The following is a 14,910-nucleotide window of genomic DNA, read 5'->3' on the forward strand; positions in this document are numbered from 1 at the left end:
AAACCAGTAGGGGTAACCATGAAAAAACTAGCACTCGCCCTCACAACGACAGCCGCTGCCATCGTTGGTTTCGCTGCCGCCGCTGAAGCGGCACCGACCAAGGTCTGCTTCGTCTATGTCGGTTCGCACACGGACGGCGGCTATTCGCAGGCGCACGATCTCGGCCGTCAGCAGATCCAGAAGGAATTCGGCAACAAGATCGAGACGCCTTATCTCGAAAACGTACCGGAAGGCCCGGATGCCGAGCGCGCCATCGAGCGTCTTGCCCGTTCCGGCTGCTCGCTGATCTTCTCGACTTCGTTCGGCTTCATGGATGCGACCGTCAAGGTTGCCGCCAAGTTCCCGAAGGTGAAGTTCGAACATGCGACCGGCTTCAAGAGCGGCCCGAATCTCGCAACCTACAACTCGCGCTTCTATGAAGGCCGCTATATCCTCGGCCAGATCGCCGCCAAGATGTCGAAGAACCATGGCGCCGCCTACATCGCGTCCTTCCCGATTCCGGAAGTGGTGATGGGTATCAACTCCTTCGAACAGGGCGCCCGTTCGATCGATCCGAGCTTCAAGCTGAAGGTCGTATGGGTCAACACCTGGTTCGACCCGGGCAAGGAAGCCGATGCAGCCAAGGCCATGGTCGACCAAGGTGTCGATATCCTGACGCAGCACACCGATACGACGGCGCCGATGCAGGTGGCTGAAGAGCGCGGCATCCATGCTTTCGGTCAGGCTTCTGACATGATCAAGGCTGGCCCGAAGGCGCAGTTGACGGCGATCATCGACACCTGGGGTAACTACTACTCCAAGCGCGTTCATGCGCTGCTCGATGGCACGTGGAAGTCCGAGCAGAGCTGGGACGGCCTGAAGGACGGCATCTTGAAGATGGGCGACTATACGAATATGCCTGACGACGTGAAGAAGATGGCTCAAGAAACCGAAGCCAAGATCAAGTCGGGCGAGCTTGCTCCCTTCACCGGCCCCATCAACAAACAGGACGGTACGCCCTGGCTCAAGGCCGGCGAAAAGGCCGATGACGGCACCCTGCTCGGTATGAACTTCTACATCGAAGGCGTGGACGACAAGCTGCCGGCTTCTAAGTAAGCAGAAGAAATAGTTTAAGTTGAAAAGGGGCGTTCAAAACGCCCCTTTTTGTTGCGTTGCAACATCGAATGATGATTTACAAAAGTATTACTATATGATTTTTAAACCTTGGCCTGAGGAAATGGCCTTTGGGAGGAAATCATGAAGTTGAAGACTGCACTGATCAGTGCGACGATGCTGGCTGCCTGCATGTTCACATCGGCATCGGCTAAAGACCTGGTCGTCGGATTCTCGCAAATCGGTTCGGAGTCTGGTTGGCGTGCGGCCGAAACGACGCTGACGAAGCAGGAAGCCAAGAAGCGCGGCATCGATCTGAAGTTCGCCGACGCGCAGCAGAAGCAGGAAAACCAGATCAAGGCGATCCGGTCCTTCATCGCGCAAGGCGTTGATGCGATCCTGCTGGCACCGGTCGTCGAAACCGGCTGGGATGCTGTCCTGAAGGAAGCCAAGGAAGCCAAGATCCCGGTCATTCTGCTTGACCGCACGGTTGCTGCACCGAAGGACCTTTATCTGACAGCTGTCACGTCCGACCTGGTTCATGAAGGCAAGGTCGCCGGTGACTGGCTCGTAAAGACGGTCGGCGACAAGAAGTGCAACATCGTCGAGCTGCAGGGCACGACGGGCTCCTCGCCGGCCATCGCCCGCAAGAAGGGCTTCGAGGAAGCCATCAAGGGTCACGACAACCTGAAGATCGTTCGCAGCCAGACCGGTGATTTCACCCGCGCCAAGGGCAAGGAAGTCATGGAAAGCTTCCTGAAGGCTGAAAACGGCGGCAAGGATATCTGCGCGCTCTACGCCCATAACGACGATATGGCCGTCGGCGCTATTCAGGCGATCAAGGAAGCTGGCCTGAAGCCGGGCAAGGACATCCTGACCGTGTCGATCGATTCGGTTCCGGATCTCTTCAAGGCCATGGCTGCCGGTGAGGCGAACGCAACCGTTGAACTGACGCCGAACATGGCAGGTCCTGCCTTCGACGCGCTCGATGCGTATTTGAAGACCAAGAAAGAGCCGCCGAAGTGGATCCAGACGGAATCCAAGCTCTATACCCAGGCGGATGATCCGCAGAAGGTCTACGAGCAGAAGAAGGACCTCGGCTACTAAGACGAAAGCCCATCGCGCCGGATCGGCAATGCCGCGCCGGTGCGATATCTTGTGCAAGATGCCGGCGCACCGACGGAATGCGCCGGCTATCGCTTTCGCAATTTGATTCATTCCAAGGAAATTCGCGCTTCATGGCTCACGACGTAGAGCGACTTCTGACGGCGACAGGTTTTTGTAAATATTTCCCCGGTTCGACCGCTCTCGATCATGTCGATTTCACATTGATGCGCGGCGAGGTCCATGCGCTTCTCGGCGAGAATGGTGCCGGAAAATCGACCCTGATCAAATGCATGACCGGCGCTTATCGCCGCGATGCGGGCACTCTGGTTCTCGATGGGGAGGAGATCGATCCGCATGATACGCTTGCCGCTCAAAAGCTCGGTATCGGAACGGTCTACCAGGAAGTGAACCTGCTGCCCAATCTGAGCGTCGCGGAAAACTTGTTTCTGGGCCGCCAGCCGCGACGATTCGGGATGGTCAGCAGCCGCGTCATGAATAAGATGGCCAGAGATCTGCTGTCACAATATGGCCTGGATATCGATGTCAGCCGCCAGCTCGATCGCTTTTCGGTCGCCATTCAGCAGGTGATCGCCATCGCCCGCGCGGTCGATCTCTCCGGCAAGGTCCTCATCCTGGATGAGCCCACTGCGAGCTTGGACACGCATGAAGTCGAGATGCTGTTCGGTATCGTCAGGCGATTGAAGCAGCGCGGTCTGGGAATTGTCTTCATCACGCATTTCCTAGAGCAAGTTTACGAGATCTGCGATCGCATCACCGTTCTCCGCAACGGCCGCCTGGTCGGCACGCGCGATGCGCACGGTCTTCCGCGGCAGACTCTAATCGCCATGATGCTCGGCCGCGAACTCGCCGAGGCTGAAGGCACTATAAAGCAGAGCGAGACGGAAAGCGGCCCGGTCAGATATCATTTCACGAATTTCGGCAAACGCGGCAAGATCAAGCCGTTCGACATGGAGGTACGCGTCGGCGAAGTTGTGGGCATTGCGGGCCTGCTTGGCTCAGGGCGGACCGAGACCGCCGAAGTGCTCTTCGGCGTCGAGCGCGCCGACAGCGGCGAGGCGAAGATCGAAGGCAAGCCCATTGCGCTTTCCAGTCCGCGCGCGGCGATCAAGAGCGGTTTCGGCTTTTGCCCGGAAGACCGCAAGACCGATGGCATCATCGGTGATCTCTCCATTCGCGAAAATATCGTCATGGCGTTACAGGCAAGGCGGGGCTGGGCAAGGCCCTTGCCGCGCAGCGAGCAAAACGCCATCGCCGATCGCTATATCAAGGCGTTGGATATCCGCACGACCGACCGCGAAAAGCCGATCAGGCTCCTTTCAGGCGGTAACCAGCAGAAGGCGATCCTTGCGCGATGGCTGGCGACCAATCCGAGCTTCCTCATCCTGGATGAGCCGACGCGCGGCATCGATGTCGGTGCTCATGCGGAAATCATCCGATTGATCGAGGATCTTTGCCGGCAGGGAATGTCCCTGGTAGTCATTTCATCCGAACTTGAGGAGCTTGTCGCCTATAGTTCGCGCGTCATCGTCCTGCGTGACCGCGAACATATTGCCGAGTTGGCCGGAAGTGAGATCACGGCCGGAAATATCGTCGAGGCTATCGCCACGGCGCAAAAGACGCGGGAGGACGCATGAGCTCGCCAATCAAAACCTCCTTGCTTCGGCTGATGCCTCAGCTCATTGCGCTCGCGGTTATTCTTCTCTTGAATTTCATAATGTTCCCGCATTTCTTTCATCTGGAAGTCCAGAATGGAAGGCTCTACGGGAGCTTGGTGGACGTACTCAATCGTGGTGCGCCGGTAGCGCTGCTTGCCATTGGCATGACGCTGGTCATCGCCACGAAAGGCATCGATCTGTCCGTCGGCGCGGTCATCGCGATCTGCGGTGCTGTTGCGGCATCCTCGATCGTTGCCGGCTACTCGCTTTCCTATACGCTGCTGTTGACGATCGGCGTCGGTCTGGCATGTGGGCTCTGGAACGGTTTCCTCGTCGCCGTACTCGATATCCAGCCGATCATCGCAACGCTGGTGTTGATGGTGGCGGGCCGCGGCATTGCGCAATTGATCACTGAGGGCGCGATCCTCACTTTCAACAATGACGGACTGATCTTTCTTGGTAGCGGCTCATTCGTCGCCCTGCCGATGCCGGTGGTGATCTGGCTTGTCGCTGCGCTTTTGGTGATCGCTTTGGTCCGGCGCACGGCTCTCGGAATGTTGGTCGAAGCCATCGGCATCAATCGCCGGGCAAGCACCTTGTCCGGTATCCGGACCCCGGTGCTGCTGATTGCGGTTTACGCATTGAGCGGCCTTTGTGCCTCCATCGCGGGTATCATCGTTACGGCCGACATCAAGGGTGCGGACGCCAATAATGCCGGTCTGTGGCTTGAACTGGATGCGATCCTTGCGGTCGTGGTTGGCGGCAATTCGCTGCTCGGCGGTCGTTTCAGCATCGTCGGTTCGCTGATCGGCGCAATGATCATTCAATCGGTCAATACAGGCATCCTGCTCTCCGGCTTTCCGCCGGAATTCAATCTGGTGATCAAGGCGATTATCGTCATCGTCATTCTGGTCATCCAGTCTCCGGCGGTTCAATCCGCCACGTCATTCTTCTGGCGTCGCCGAGACGAGGGGCAGATGGTGCAAAAGGAGCAGGCAAAGTGAATTCGAAATATCTTCCGCTGCTTGCGACGATCCTCATCTTCATTCTGGCCTATATCGCCTGCGTGACGCAGTATCCGAACATGCTGTCGACGCGGGTAATGGGCAACCTGTTGACTGATAACGCATTTTTGGGAATTGCCGCCGTAGGCATGACCTTCGTCATCATCTCGGGCGGCATCGATCTGTCCATCGGCTCGATCATTGCCTTTACCGGGGTTTTCCTGGCTGTCATTCTGCGCGATACGGCGATCCACCCGTTGATCGCGTTCGTTCTTGTTCTTGTCATCACGACGATTTTTGGCGCCGGCATGGGCGCCATCATTCACTATCTCAGCATGCCGCCTTTCATCGTGACGCTGGCCGGCATGTTTCTGGCGCGGGGCATCGCCTTCGTGTTGTCGATCGACAGCATTCCGATCGAGCATGATTTCTACTCTCAGCTCAACGATCTCTATTGGCTGATGCCCGGCGGCGGCCGGCTGACTTTGATCGGCGGTCTCATGCTGCTCGTCTTTGCCGGCGGCATTGTGCTGGCGCAACGCACTCGCTTCGGCGCCAACGTCTATGCTCTCGGTGGCGGCGCTCAAACGGCGGTGCTGATGGGCGTGCCTGTCGGCAAGACGACGATCCAGATCTATGCCCTTTCTGGATTTCTTGCTGGCCTATCCGGAATCGTTTTTTCTATCTATACATCTGCCGGATACTCGCTTGCCACGGTCGGCGTCGAACTCGATGCGATCGCTGCCGTGGTCATAGGGGGAACACTGCTGACGGGAGGAGCGGGATTCGTCGGAGGAACACTCATCGGAATTCTCATACAGGGCTTGATTCAGACCTACATCACCTTCGATGGAACGCTTTCCAGTTGGTGGACGAAGATATTGATCGGCTTGTTGCTGTTTGCCTTTATTCTGATGCAGAAGGGACTTCTGCTGCTTTCCCGCTTAAACCGACGATATGTCTGAGGGAGGGACAGAGCTCTTGCGAAACCGAATGCTTGAGACCGGAAAATCCGAGGGAAAATCGCGCACGAGCCACGCTCAAGTGGTCGATGAGTTGGGTAAGGCGATCGTCTCGGGTGCATTTCCGATCGGAAGCATTCTTCCCGGTGACAGCGAGCTTCTGCAACGGTTCAAGGTATCCCGCACGGTCCTGCGTGAAAGCATGAAGACATTGGCGGCAAAGGGACTGGTGGTGCCGCGTGCGCGCGTCGGCACGCGCGTGACCGAGAAGATCCATTGGAACATGTTCGATAATGAAGTGCTCAATTGGCATTTCGAGAGCGGAGTCAACAAGGAATTTCTTCTTCATCTTTACGATATACGCATGGCGTTCGAGCCTTTTGCCGCGAGTCTGGTGGCAAAAAGGGCGAGCCGCGAGAATATCGAACTGCTTCGCAATCTTGCAGCCGCCATGGCGGCGCCGCACCATACATCCGATAGCCTCGCAGTCGCCGATTTGCATTTCCACTTGGCAATTACTGAGGCTTCGCAAAATCCGTTCATGCGATCGCTGGGTGGGCTTATCAAAGCCGCACTGGTTGGCATGTTTCGCATGAGCGCGCCGCCGTCAACCAATGGCTTCGCCAATATTGCTGATACGCATATGGCCATAGTGGACGCGATAGCGGCACGGGACGGCCTTGCTGCCTATAAGGCGATGGAATTTGTGATCATCGATGGGCGTCAGCATGTCCTCGAAGCTTTCGAGGCTCTTGCCGAGGCCTGAGGTCGTCTTGAATTTCGCCGTAGTTCATCGCTCGACTTGTTGGTATGAGGGAACTCGCTCGGCCTGTGCCGACGCCTGACCGTATATCTCGGAGCCTGAAATGGAACGCAGCTGCCTCGCCATCATCCTCGCCGCTGGCGACAGTACCCGCATGAAGTCATCGATGTCGAAGGTCCTGCATCCGATTGCCGGGCGCCCGATGATCGCCCATGTCATGGATGCGATCTCCAAGACCGGAATTTCGGCGGCGGCGCTGGTAGTCGGGCGCAATGCGGATGAAGTCAGCGCGGCAGCGTCGATCGGCGGCATCACCATCGAATCCTATCTTCAGAAGGAACGTCTCGGCACGGGCCATGCCGTGCTGGCGGCGCGCGAGGCGATTGCTCGCGGATATGACGATATTATCGTTGCCTACGGAGACGTCCCGCTGCTGACCGATGTGCCGCTTCGTGCCGCCCGCCAGGGACTGGCCGATGGTAACGACATCGTCGTCATCGGGTTTCATACGGAACATCCCAACGCCTATGGCCGGTTGCTGGTCAAGGATGGCGAGCTGATCGCCATTCGAGAAGCCAAGGATGCAACCGACGCCGAACTGGCGATAAAGTGGTGCAATAGCGGGCTGATGGCGATCAACGGCCGCAAGGCGCTGGATCTCCTTGATCGCATCGGCAACGACAATGCCAAGGGCGAATATTACCTCACCGATCTCGTCGAGATCGCCCGCTCGCTTGGCGGACGCGCCGTTGCCGTCGATGCGCCCGAAGTCGAGATGACTGGTTGCAACAACCGCGCCGAACTTGCCTTCATCGAGCGCCTCTGGCAGGAGCGCCGCCGGCATGAGGTAATGCTGTCGGGCGTGACCATGATAGCGCCGGAAACCGTTTTCCTCGCCTATGACACCGTGATCGGCCAGGATGCGCTGATCGAGCCGAATGTTGTCTTCGGTCCGGGCGCAGTCATCGAGGGAGGCGCAGTCATTCATGCCTTCTCGCACATCGAGGGCGCCCATGTCAGTGCGGGTGCTACGGTCGGCCCCTTTGCGAGGCTGCGCCCGGGGGCCGATCTCGCCGGTGGCGCCAAGGTCGGCAATTTCTGCGAGGTCAAGAACGGCAAGATCGGCGAGGGCGCCAAGGTCAATCATCTGACCTATATCGGTGATGCGACGATCGGAGCCGGCAGCAATATCGGCGCGGGTACGATCACCTGCAATTATGACGGCGTTAACAAGCATGAAACGCATATCGGCGCCAACGCTTTCGTCGGTTCCAATTCGTCGCTGGTTGCGCCCATCCATATCGGCGACGGCGCATATATTGCTTCCGGCAGTGTCATCACGGAGGATGTTCCGGCCGATGCGCTGGCCTTCGGCCGGGCTCGCCAGGAAGTAAAGCCGGAGCGGGCCAAGGTGATCCGCGAGCGAGCCCTTGCCATCAAGGCAGCGAAAAAGGGCGGCCACTAAACTCTCGCGCGTTGACGTAACGGTCGGAAATCGAAAGTGACCGTTGTGGCAATTGAGAAAATTGCAGGAATGATTAGGACTTGCCTTCATATCTGAGGCCAGACGGAGAGCTGTATGTGCGGTATTGTTGGGATCGTCGGAACGAAGCCTGTGGCGGAGCGTTTGGTGGACGCGCTGCGGCGGCTCGAGTACCGCGGCTATGATTCGGCTGGAGTCGCGACGATCCATGACGGCGTGATGGATCGCCGCCGCGCGGAAGGAAAGCTCTTCAATCTGGAGAAGCGGCTGGAGACGGATCCTCTGCCTGGCACTACGGGCATTGCGCACACGCGCTGGGCAACCCACGGTGTTCCGAATGAAATCAATGCCCACCCGCATTTCGTGGAAGGCGTTGCCGTCGTCCATAACGGCATCATCGAAAACTTCTCCGAGCTGCGCGAAGAGCTGAAGGCCGAAGGGCAGGAATTTGCCTCGCAGACGGATACGGAAGTCGTCGCCCATCTTCTGGCCAAATATGTCCGCGAGGGCTTGGACGCACGTACAGCCATGCTGAAAATGCTGAACCGCGTGACCGGCGCTTACGCATTGGCCGTTATGTTCCAGAATGATCCTGACACGTTGATGGCGGCGCGTTCTGGCCCGCCGCTTGCCGTGGGTTACGGCAAGGGCGAGATGTTCCTCGGTTCGGATGCGATCGCCCTTGCGCCCTTCACCAATGAGATCAGCTATCTCGTCGACGGCGACTGCGCCATCGTCACCCATGCCGGCGCGACCATTCTCGATTTCAACGGCAATGAAGTGACTAGGCCGCGGCAGATTTCGCAGGCAACCGCCTATGTGGTCGACAAGGGCAATCATCGTCACTTCATGGAAAAGGAAATCTACGAACAGCCGGAGGTCATCTCCCATGCGCTGAGCCATTACGTCGATTTCGCCAGCCATCGCGTGCGCCCGGATGTCTCGGCCATCGATTTCGGCGGGGTTTCCGGCCTTGCGATATCAGCCTGCGGCACCGCCTATCTCGCCGGCCTGGTGGGTAAATATTGGTTCGAGCGCTACGCGCGGTTGCCGGTCGAAATCGATGTTGCCTCCGAGTTCCGCTATCGCGAAATGCCGTTGTTGCCGTCGCAGGCGGCCCTTTTCATTTCCCAATCAGGCGAAACCGCGGATACCTTGGCTTCGCTCCGCTACTGTCGGGACAACGGCTTGAAGATCGGTGCCGTGGTCAACGTCAGGGAATCGACCATCGCGCGCGAATCCGATGCCGTGTTTCCGATCCTGGCCGGCCCGGAAATCGGTGTCGCCTCGACGAAGGCTTTCACCTGCCAGCTTGCCGTTCTTGCCTCGCTGGCGATTGGAGCCGGCGTCGCTCGAGGTAACATCAGCGCCGAAAATGAACAGGAAATGGTGCGCCATCTCGTCGAGATGCCGCGTATCATGGCGAATGTCCTGAACATCATCCAGCCGCAGATGGAAAGCCTGTCGCGCGAGATCTCGAAGTTCAAGGATGTGCTCTATCTCGGCCGCGGCACCAGCTTCCCGCTTGCCATGGAAGGCGCGCTGAAGCTCAAGGAGATTTCCTACATCCACGCGGAGGGTTATGCGGCCGGTGAATTGAAGCATGGACCGATTGCGCTGATCGACGAAAACATGCCCGTTATCGTCATCGCCCCGCATGACCGCTTCTTCGACAAGACCGTTTCCAACATGCAGGAAGTCGCGGCTCGCGGCGGCCGAATCATCTTCATCACGGATGAAATTGGCGCTGCCGCATCGACATTGCCGACCATGGCGACGATCACCTTGCCCGTCGTGGACGAGATCATAGCCCCGATCATATTCTCGCTGCCGATTCAATTGCTTGCCTATCATACGGCCGTGTTCATGGGCACGGATGTCGATCAGCCGCGCAATCTCGCCAAATCGGTCACCGTGGAATAGGATTCCTTCCGCCGCGCATTTGCCGTCACGTCCTCGTGAGTCGATCGCTTGTTGGGCTCACAGATGTGGCTAGCGGGTTGTATGCCGCGCTAATTTCTGGCACGATTCGCCCACGGAGATGGTGGGGAGGGTTTGCCGGGAAGCGGTAGCGACGGGACGGAGTTTTCGAGCGGCGAATGACTGAAAAACTCATCAAAATGTCCGTGACGACGCGGATCAGAAACAATTTCCTGGCCGGCCTGATTATCTGTGCCCCGATCGCCATTACCCTATGGCTGACCTGGTCCGTCGTCCATTGGGCCGATAGCTGGGTTCGCCCCTATATTCCCGCGCGCTACGATCCCGAAAGCTATCTGAACTTCGCCGTTCCCGGTACCGGCCTGGTGATCGCGATGATCTTCATCACGATCGTCGGCTTTCTGGCCAAGAACCTGATCGGTCAGAGCATCGTCCGCTTCGGCGAGTCGATCGTCAATCGCGTGCCGCTGGTGCGAACCATCTATAAGAGCGTCAAGCAGATCTTCGAGACTGTGCTCAAAGAGCAGGGCAGTTCGTTCAAGAAGGTAGGGCTGATCGAGTATCCGAGCCCCGGCCTCTGGTCCATGGTTTTCATATCGACCGATGCCAAAGGCGAGATCGCTTCGAAATTCAATGCCATGGGTCAGGACATGGTGGCGGTGTTCCTGCCACCGACGCCCGTGCCGACGGCCGGATTTCTGGTTTTCGTTCCGCGCGAAAAGATCACGGTGCTCGATATGAGCCCTGAAGATGGCGCCAAGCTGCTGATTTCGGGCGGCCTTGTGGCGCCGGAATACGAGAAGCTGGTCGCAGCCAAGGAATTGCGGCAGCGGGTTCCCGTGGCTCCTTAACCTCAATTGCTCATCTTCTAATAGTTGGATCAATGCCTTCGCGTTCTGCGCGAATTGTCATGCCTCTATCATATTGACGCCTTAGATCGTCAGTCGGGGCAGATAATCGCACGTATCTCAGCATCGTATGTTCGGGGCACAGGCACCGAGCTGCGGTTCTCCAACGCGGTCCGAAATGGCCGGAGATGGATGTCGTTGCCTTCATAAAGTTTTGATCAGGAGGATATGGTTTTGAGATATATGCGTTCGAAGAGCTTGCCGCTGCTGTCGGCAGCGTTTGCCACATTTGTTTTCACGGCTCCAATGCTGGCGCTGGCGGATAATTCCGTGACGATTGACGGTGTTAAGCTGGTCAATAAAGGCCGCGTCGCGATCGGCCGCATTCCGGCCAATCAGCGCGATAAGTTCGGTGAGACTTTCGGCTCCGGTTCAGGCATGTCGATCGACACCAAGAGCTGGACCCGCAACGCCGACGGCACTTACAAGGGCTCGCTGTGGCTGCTGCCGGACCGCGGTTACAATGTCGCCGGCACCACCGATTACCGTGCGCGTCTCAACACCATCGATATCAAACTGACGCCGGTTGCCTCCGGTGCAAAGCCTCCAGCCGGTAAGGAACAGGCGGGCGTCGAAGCCAAGCTCGCGGATACGCTGCTGTTGAAGGATAATAAGGGCAACGAAACCACCGGTCTTGACCCAGCCAACGGCGTTCGCCAGGCGGAAGGCGGCTTGCCGCTTTTGCCACAGGCACCAAACGGTAAGATTTCGCTCGATAACGAAGCCATTGCCCGGCTGCCCGATGGTTCGATGTTCATCAGTGATGAGTACGGTCCCTATATCTACCGCTTCTCGGCGGATGGGCTGATGATCTCGGCCACGGCACCACCGGGCGCGTTTCTGCCGATGCGCCACGGCGCCGTGAATTTTTCCTCGAACAATCCCGGCCCGGGCGAAACCGCTCCCGATCCGAAAGATCCGACCAGCGGGCGCCAGAACAACCAAGGCTTCGAGGGCATGTCCCTGACCCCGGACGGTAAGTTCCTGATCGTCGTGCTCCAGTCCGCGACTCGCCAGGATGGCGGCGATTCCAGCTCCACGCGCCAGAATACCCGCGCGCTTGTCTATGATGCCGCCGACTCTGCAAATCTGAAGCTGGTGCACGAATATGTCGTGCCTCTGCCGGTGTTCACCAATGAGAAGGGTAAGACAGCCGTTGCCGCCCAGAGCGAAATCGTGGCGCTCTCACCGACAAGCTTCCTGATGCTGGCGCGCGATAGCAACAATGGCTACGGCCAGAAGGGCGATAAGTCGCTCTATCGCGGCATCGTTGCTGTCGACGTGTCCGCTGCCACCGACATGGCCGGCGGCAAGTTCGATGCCGATACGGCGGTCGCGCCGAAGGGCGTTCTTGATCCCTCCGTCAAGCCGGCTGTCCTCAGTCAGTTCATCGACATCAACGACAGCGCCGATCTGGCCCGATTCGGCCTTCACAACGGCGCGCCGAACGACCGCAACAACCTCTCGGAAAAGTGGGAAGCCATGTCGCTTGTCAGCGTTCAGGATCCGAAGCTGCCTGACGACTACTTCCTGTTCGTCGCCAATGACAACGACTTCATCACCCAGGATGGTTTCCAGGTCGGTGCTGCCTACAAGGATGATAGCGGCGCGGATGTCGATACCATGTTCCAGGTATTCCAGGTCACCATTCCCGGTCTCGCCGCAAAGTGATCTGATGAAACGGGGATGGACGCGGCTAACGCGTCCATCCGGCTACCCCGCTCGCAGGAAGCGGATCGCCTCGTCGCGGCGGAAGAGATAGAGCAGGGTGCGTACCGCACTGCCACGCTCGCTGGTCAGTTCCGGATCGCGCTCGATCAGATAGGCGGCATCCTTGCGGGCGATTTCCAGGAGATCGGCATGAGCCTCGAGGCTGGCGATGCGGAAGCCTGGCGTGCCGGACTGGCGTGTCCCAAGAAGCTCACCTTCGCCGCGCAGCTTCAAGTCCTCCTCGGCAATGCGGAAGCCGTCTTCGGTCTCTCGCATGATCGACAGCCGGGCATGCCCGGTTTCGCCGAGCGGCCCTTTGTAAAGCAGAATGCAGGTCGAGGCCTCGTCGCCACGTCCGACGCGGCCGCGCAACTGATGAAGCTGTGCCAGGCCGAAACGTTCAGCATGTTCGATGACCATGATCGTCGCGTCCGGCACGTCGACGCCCACCTCGACGACCGTCGTGGCCACCAGCAGGCGGATCTCGCCGTTCTTGAACGCCATCATCACAGCGTCTTTCTCCGGGCCGCTCATCCGGCCATGGATGAGACCGATGCTTGGGCCGAGCGCCTTGGTCAGTGTCTCATGCCGCTCCTCCACCGACATTAAATCGGATTCTTCGGATTCCTCCACAAGTGGGCATATCCAATAGGCTTTTTTACCTTCCGCTAGCGCACTCCTTAGGCGCGCGACGATGTCGCCGGTTCGTTCATTCGGAATGGTGATCGTCTGGATCGGCTTGCGGCCCGCGGGCTTCTCGGTGAGCTTCGAAACGTCCATGTCGCCGAATGCGGCCAGCACCAGCGTTCGCGGTATCGGCGTTGCGGTCATAACGAGCATGTGGGGCGAAATGCCCTTCGCAGTCAGCCGCAGGCGCTGATGGACACCGAAGCGATGCTGCTCGTCGACGACAGCCAGCATGAGGTTGGCATAGGCAACACTATCCTGAAACAAAGCGTGCGTGCCGATGACGATCTGCGCTTCGCCGGAGGCGATGCGCTCCAGGATCGCATCCCGTTCGCGCCCCTTCGTGCGGCCTGTGAGAACTTCGACGGAAAAGTTTGCACTCGCTGCGAATTTTGAAATTGTAGCGTAATGCTGGCGGGCGAGAATTTCGGTCGGTGCCATCAGCACGGCTTGGCCGCCGCTTTCGATCACGGCGGCGATCGCCATCAGCGCCACTAGCGTCTTGCCCGCGCCGACGTCGCCTTGCAGCAGTCGCAGCATGCGCTCGGTGCCCGCCATATCCTTGAGAATATCGGCAACCGCATCACGCTGGCTGTTCGTCATCGAGAAGGGCAGCGATTCCAGGATCTTGCCGCTGATTTCTCCAGTTGCATGCACGGGTTGACCGGCAACCTTGCGCAACCTCTGGCGCACCAGCGAAAGTGACAATTGCCCCGCCAGGAATTCGTCATAGGCCAGCCGGCGCCGCGCCGGTGCCTGCGGATCGATATCCGCCGCATCCCTGGGCGCATGCAGCATGTGGAAGGCATCGGCGATCGAGGGAAAGCCCTGCTTCTGCGTCAGGGCGATATCATCCCACTCTGGCAGCTGCGGAATGCGCGGCAATGCTGCCTCCATCGTCTTGCGCAGGAACTTCGGCGTAAGCCCGGCGGTTAGCGGATAGACCGGCTCGACGAGCGGCAGGTTTTCCGCCTCGCTCTCGCGCATGATATAATCCGGATGCACCATGGACGGGCGGCCGTTGAACCAGTCGACCTTGCCACTGACGGTAACGGTTTCATCGATCGGCAGCTGCTTTTCGAGCCACTGTGCCTTGCCACGAAAAAAGACCAGCGCAAGTTCGCCTGTCTCATCGTGCAGATAGACACGATAAGGCACATTGCTGCGCGGGTTGGGCGGCGGCTGATGTCGGTCAACACGACCGGTTATGGTAACAATGGCGCCCTGCGGTGCTCTCGCGATGCCGGGCTGCTCGCGCCGGTCGATGATCGAATGCGGCGCGTGGAAAATAAGGTCGATGACGCGGCAATCGTCGATCGTCTCGCGATCGAGCAGCTTCACCAGCAGCTCGGATACCTTCGGCCCGACGCCTGATAGCGAAGAAATGGAGGCAAATAGCGGGTCGAGGATAGCGGGACGCATGGCCGGCAAAATGCGACGGGCAGGGCGCATTTGGCAAGGGGCAGCGGGAAACTCGGCGCCGTTGAGCCTAACACTCCCCGGAAAATTGCATCGCGGGTGCTTTTTTCTGAAAAACCGGTTCCCACCTTTGAGCGCTGGTTTTATAGAGACGCATC

At 58.6% G+C, this 14,910-nt stretch carries 11 protein-coding genes; 10 read left to right on the plus strand and 1 reads right to left on the minus strand.

From position 1 onward, the window contains the following. The first annotated feature begins 18 nt into the window (after positions 1-18). The 10 genes from FHT73_RS23635 to FHT73_RS23680 all read left to right on the plus strand — a co-directional run bounded on the left by FHT73_RS23635 (position 19) and on the right by FHT73_RS23680 (position 12,607). The gene (locus tag FHT73_RS23635; RefSeq protein WP_112400646.1) at positions 19-1,095 is read left to right on the plus strand and encodes a BMP family ABC transporter substrate-binding protein; all 1,077 of its coding nucleotides are present in this window, start codon (positions 19-21) and stop codon (positions 1,093-1,095) included. A 141-nt stretch (positions 1,096-1,236) separates the two neighbouring features. Next, positions 1,237-2,199: a galactofuranose ABC transporter, galactofuranose-binding protein YtfQ gene (gene ytfQ, locus FHT73_RS23640; RefSeq protein WP_112338366.1), complete on the plus strand. Its 963-nt coding sequence runs from the start codon at positions 1,237-1,239 to the stop codon at positions 2,197-2,199. Positions 2,200-2,330: 131 nt separating this feature from the next. Then, positions 2,331-3,854 carry a galactofuranose ABC transporter, ATP-binding protein YtfR gene (gene ytfR / locus FHT73_RS23645; protein WP_183715208.1) on the plus strand — a complete coding sequence of 508 codons (1,524 nt, stop codon included), beginning with the start codon at positions 2,331-2,333 and terminating at the stop codon, positions 3,852-3,854. Next, positions 3,851-4,879, plus strand: a complete 1,029-nt coding sequence (locus FHT73_RS23650; RefSeq protein WP_112338368.1) for an ABC transporter permease — start codon at positions 3,851-3,853, stop codon at positions 4,877-4,879. Before ytfR ends, FHT73_RS23650 begins: the two co-directional genes overlap by 4 nt. Next, positions 4,876-5,844, plus strand: a complete 969-nt coding sequence (yjfF, locus tag FHT73_RS23655; protein WP_112338369.1) for a galactofuranose ABC transporter, permease protein YjfF — start codon at positions 4,876-4,878, stop codon at positions 5,842-5,844. Before FHT73_RS23650 ends, yjfF begins: the two co-directional genes overlap by 4 nt. Positions 5,845-5,860: 16 nt before the next feature. Further along, positions 5,861-6,607 (plus strand): FadR/GntR family transcriptional regulator, encoded by a 747-nt coding sequence (locus FHT73_RS23660; protein WP_112400644.1) that lies wholly within the window; start codon positions 5,861-5,863, stop codon positions 6,605-6,607. Between the two features lie 100 nt (positions 6,608-6,707). Then, positions 6,708-8,069: a bifunctional UDP-N-acetylglucosamine diphosphorylase/glucosamine-1-phosphate N-acetyltransferase GlmU gene (gene glmU / locus FHT73_RS23665; protein WP_112400643.1), complete on the plus strand. Its 1,362-nt coding sequence runs from the start codon at positions 6,708-6,710 to the stop codon at positions 8,067-8,069. A 114-nt stretch (positions 8,070-8,183) separates the two neighbouring features. Next, positions 8,184-10,010, plus strand: coding sequence for a glutamine--fructose-6-phosphate transaminase (isomerizing) (glmS, locus tag FHT73_RS23670; RefSeq protein WP_183715210.1), 1,827 nt, complete (start codon positions 8,184-8,186; stop codon positions 10,008-10,010). Between the two features lie 176 nt (positions 10,011-10,186). After that, the gene (locus tag FHT73_RS23675; protein WP_112610275.1) at positions 10,187-10,879 is read left to right on the plus strand and encodes a DUF502 domain-containing protein; all 693 of its coding nucleotides are present in this window, start codon (positions 10,187-10,189) and stop codon (positions 10,877-10,879) included. A 240-nt stretch (positions 10,880-11,119) separates the two neighbouring features. Then, positions 11,120-12,607, plus strand: coding sequence for an esterase-like activity of phytase family protein (locus FHT73_RS23680; RefSeq protein WP_246712205.1), 1,488 nt, complete (start codon positions 11,120-11,122; stop codon positions 12,605-12,607). A 42-nt stretch (positions 12,608-12,649) separates the two neighbouring features. Here FHT73_RS23680 and recG read toward each other — a convergent pair whose 3' ends face one another. Further along, the gene (gene recG, locus FHT73_RS23685) at positions 12,650-14,755 is read right to left on the minus strand and encodes an ATP-dependent DNA helicase RecG (protein WP_183715214.1); all 2,106 of its coding nucleotides are present in this window, start codon (positions 14,753-14,755) and stop codon (positions 12,650-12,652) included. Positions 14,756-14,910: the final 155 nt, after the last annotated feature.

This window comes from Rhizobium sp. BK098 (assembly GCF_014193155.1).
Classification (GTDB): domain Bacteria; phylum Pseudomonadota; class Alphaproteobacteria; order Rhizobiales; family Rhizobiaceae; genus Rhizobium.

What these genes read in the sequence shown, in the direction of transcription:
- FHT73_RS23635 (WP_112400646.1), top strand. Translation starts at nt 19, where the DNA reads ATGAAAAAACTAGCACTCGCCCTCACAACGACAGCCGCTGCCATCGTT.
- ytfQ (WP_112338366.1), top strand. Translation starts at nt 1,237, where the DNA reads ATGAAGTTGAAGACTGCACTGATCAGTGCGACGATGCTGGCTGCCTGC.
- ytfR (WP_183715208.1), top strand. Translation starts at nt 2,331, where the DNA reads ATGGCTCACGACGTAGAGCGACTTCTGACGGCGACAGGTTTTTGTAAA.
- FHT73_RS23650 (WP_112338368.1), top strand. Translation starts at nt 3,851, where the DNA reads ATGAGCTCGCCAATCAAAACCTCCTTGCTTCGGCTGATGCCTCAGCTC.
- glmU (WP_112400643.1), top strand. Translation starts at nt 6,708, where the DNA reads ATGGAACGCAGCTGCCTCGCCATCATCCTCGCCGCTGGCGACAGTACC.
- glmS (WP_183715210.1), top strand. Translation starts at nt 8,184, where the DNA reads ATGTGCGGTATTGTTGGGATCGTCGGAACGAAGCCTGTGGCGGAGCGT.
- FHT73_RS23675 (WP_112610275.1), top strand. Translation starts at nt 10,187, where the DNA reads ATGACTGAAAAACTCATCAAAATGTCCGTGACGACGCGGATCAGAAAC.
- FHT73_RS23680 (WP_246712205.1), top strand. Translation starts at nt 11,120, where the DNA reads ATGCGTTCGAAGAGCTTGCCGCTGCTGTCGGCAGCGTTTGCCACATTT.
- recG (WP_183715214.1), bottom strand. Translation starts at nt 14,755, where the DNA reads ATGCGTCCCGCTATCCTCGACCCGCTATTTGCCTCCATTTCTTCGCTA.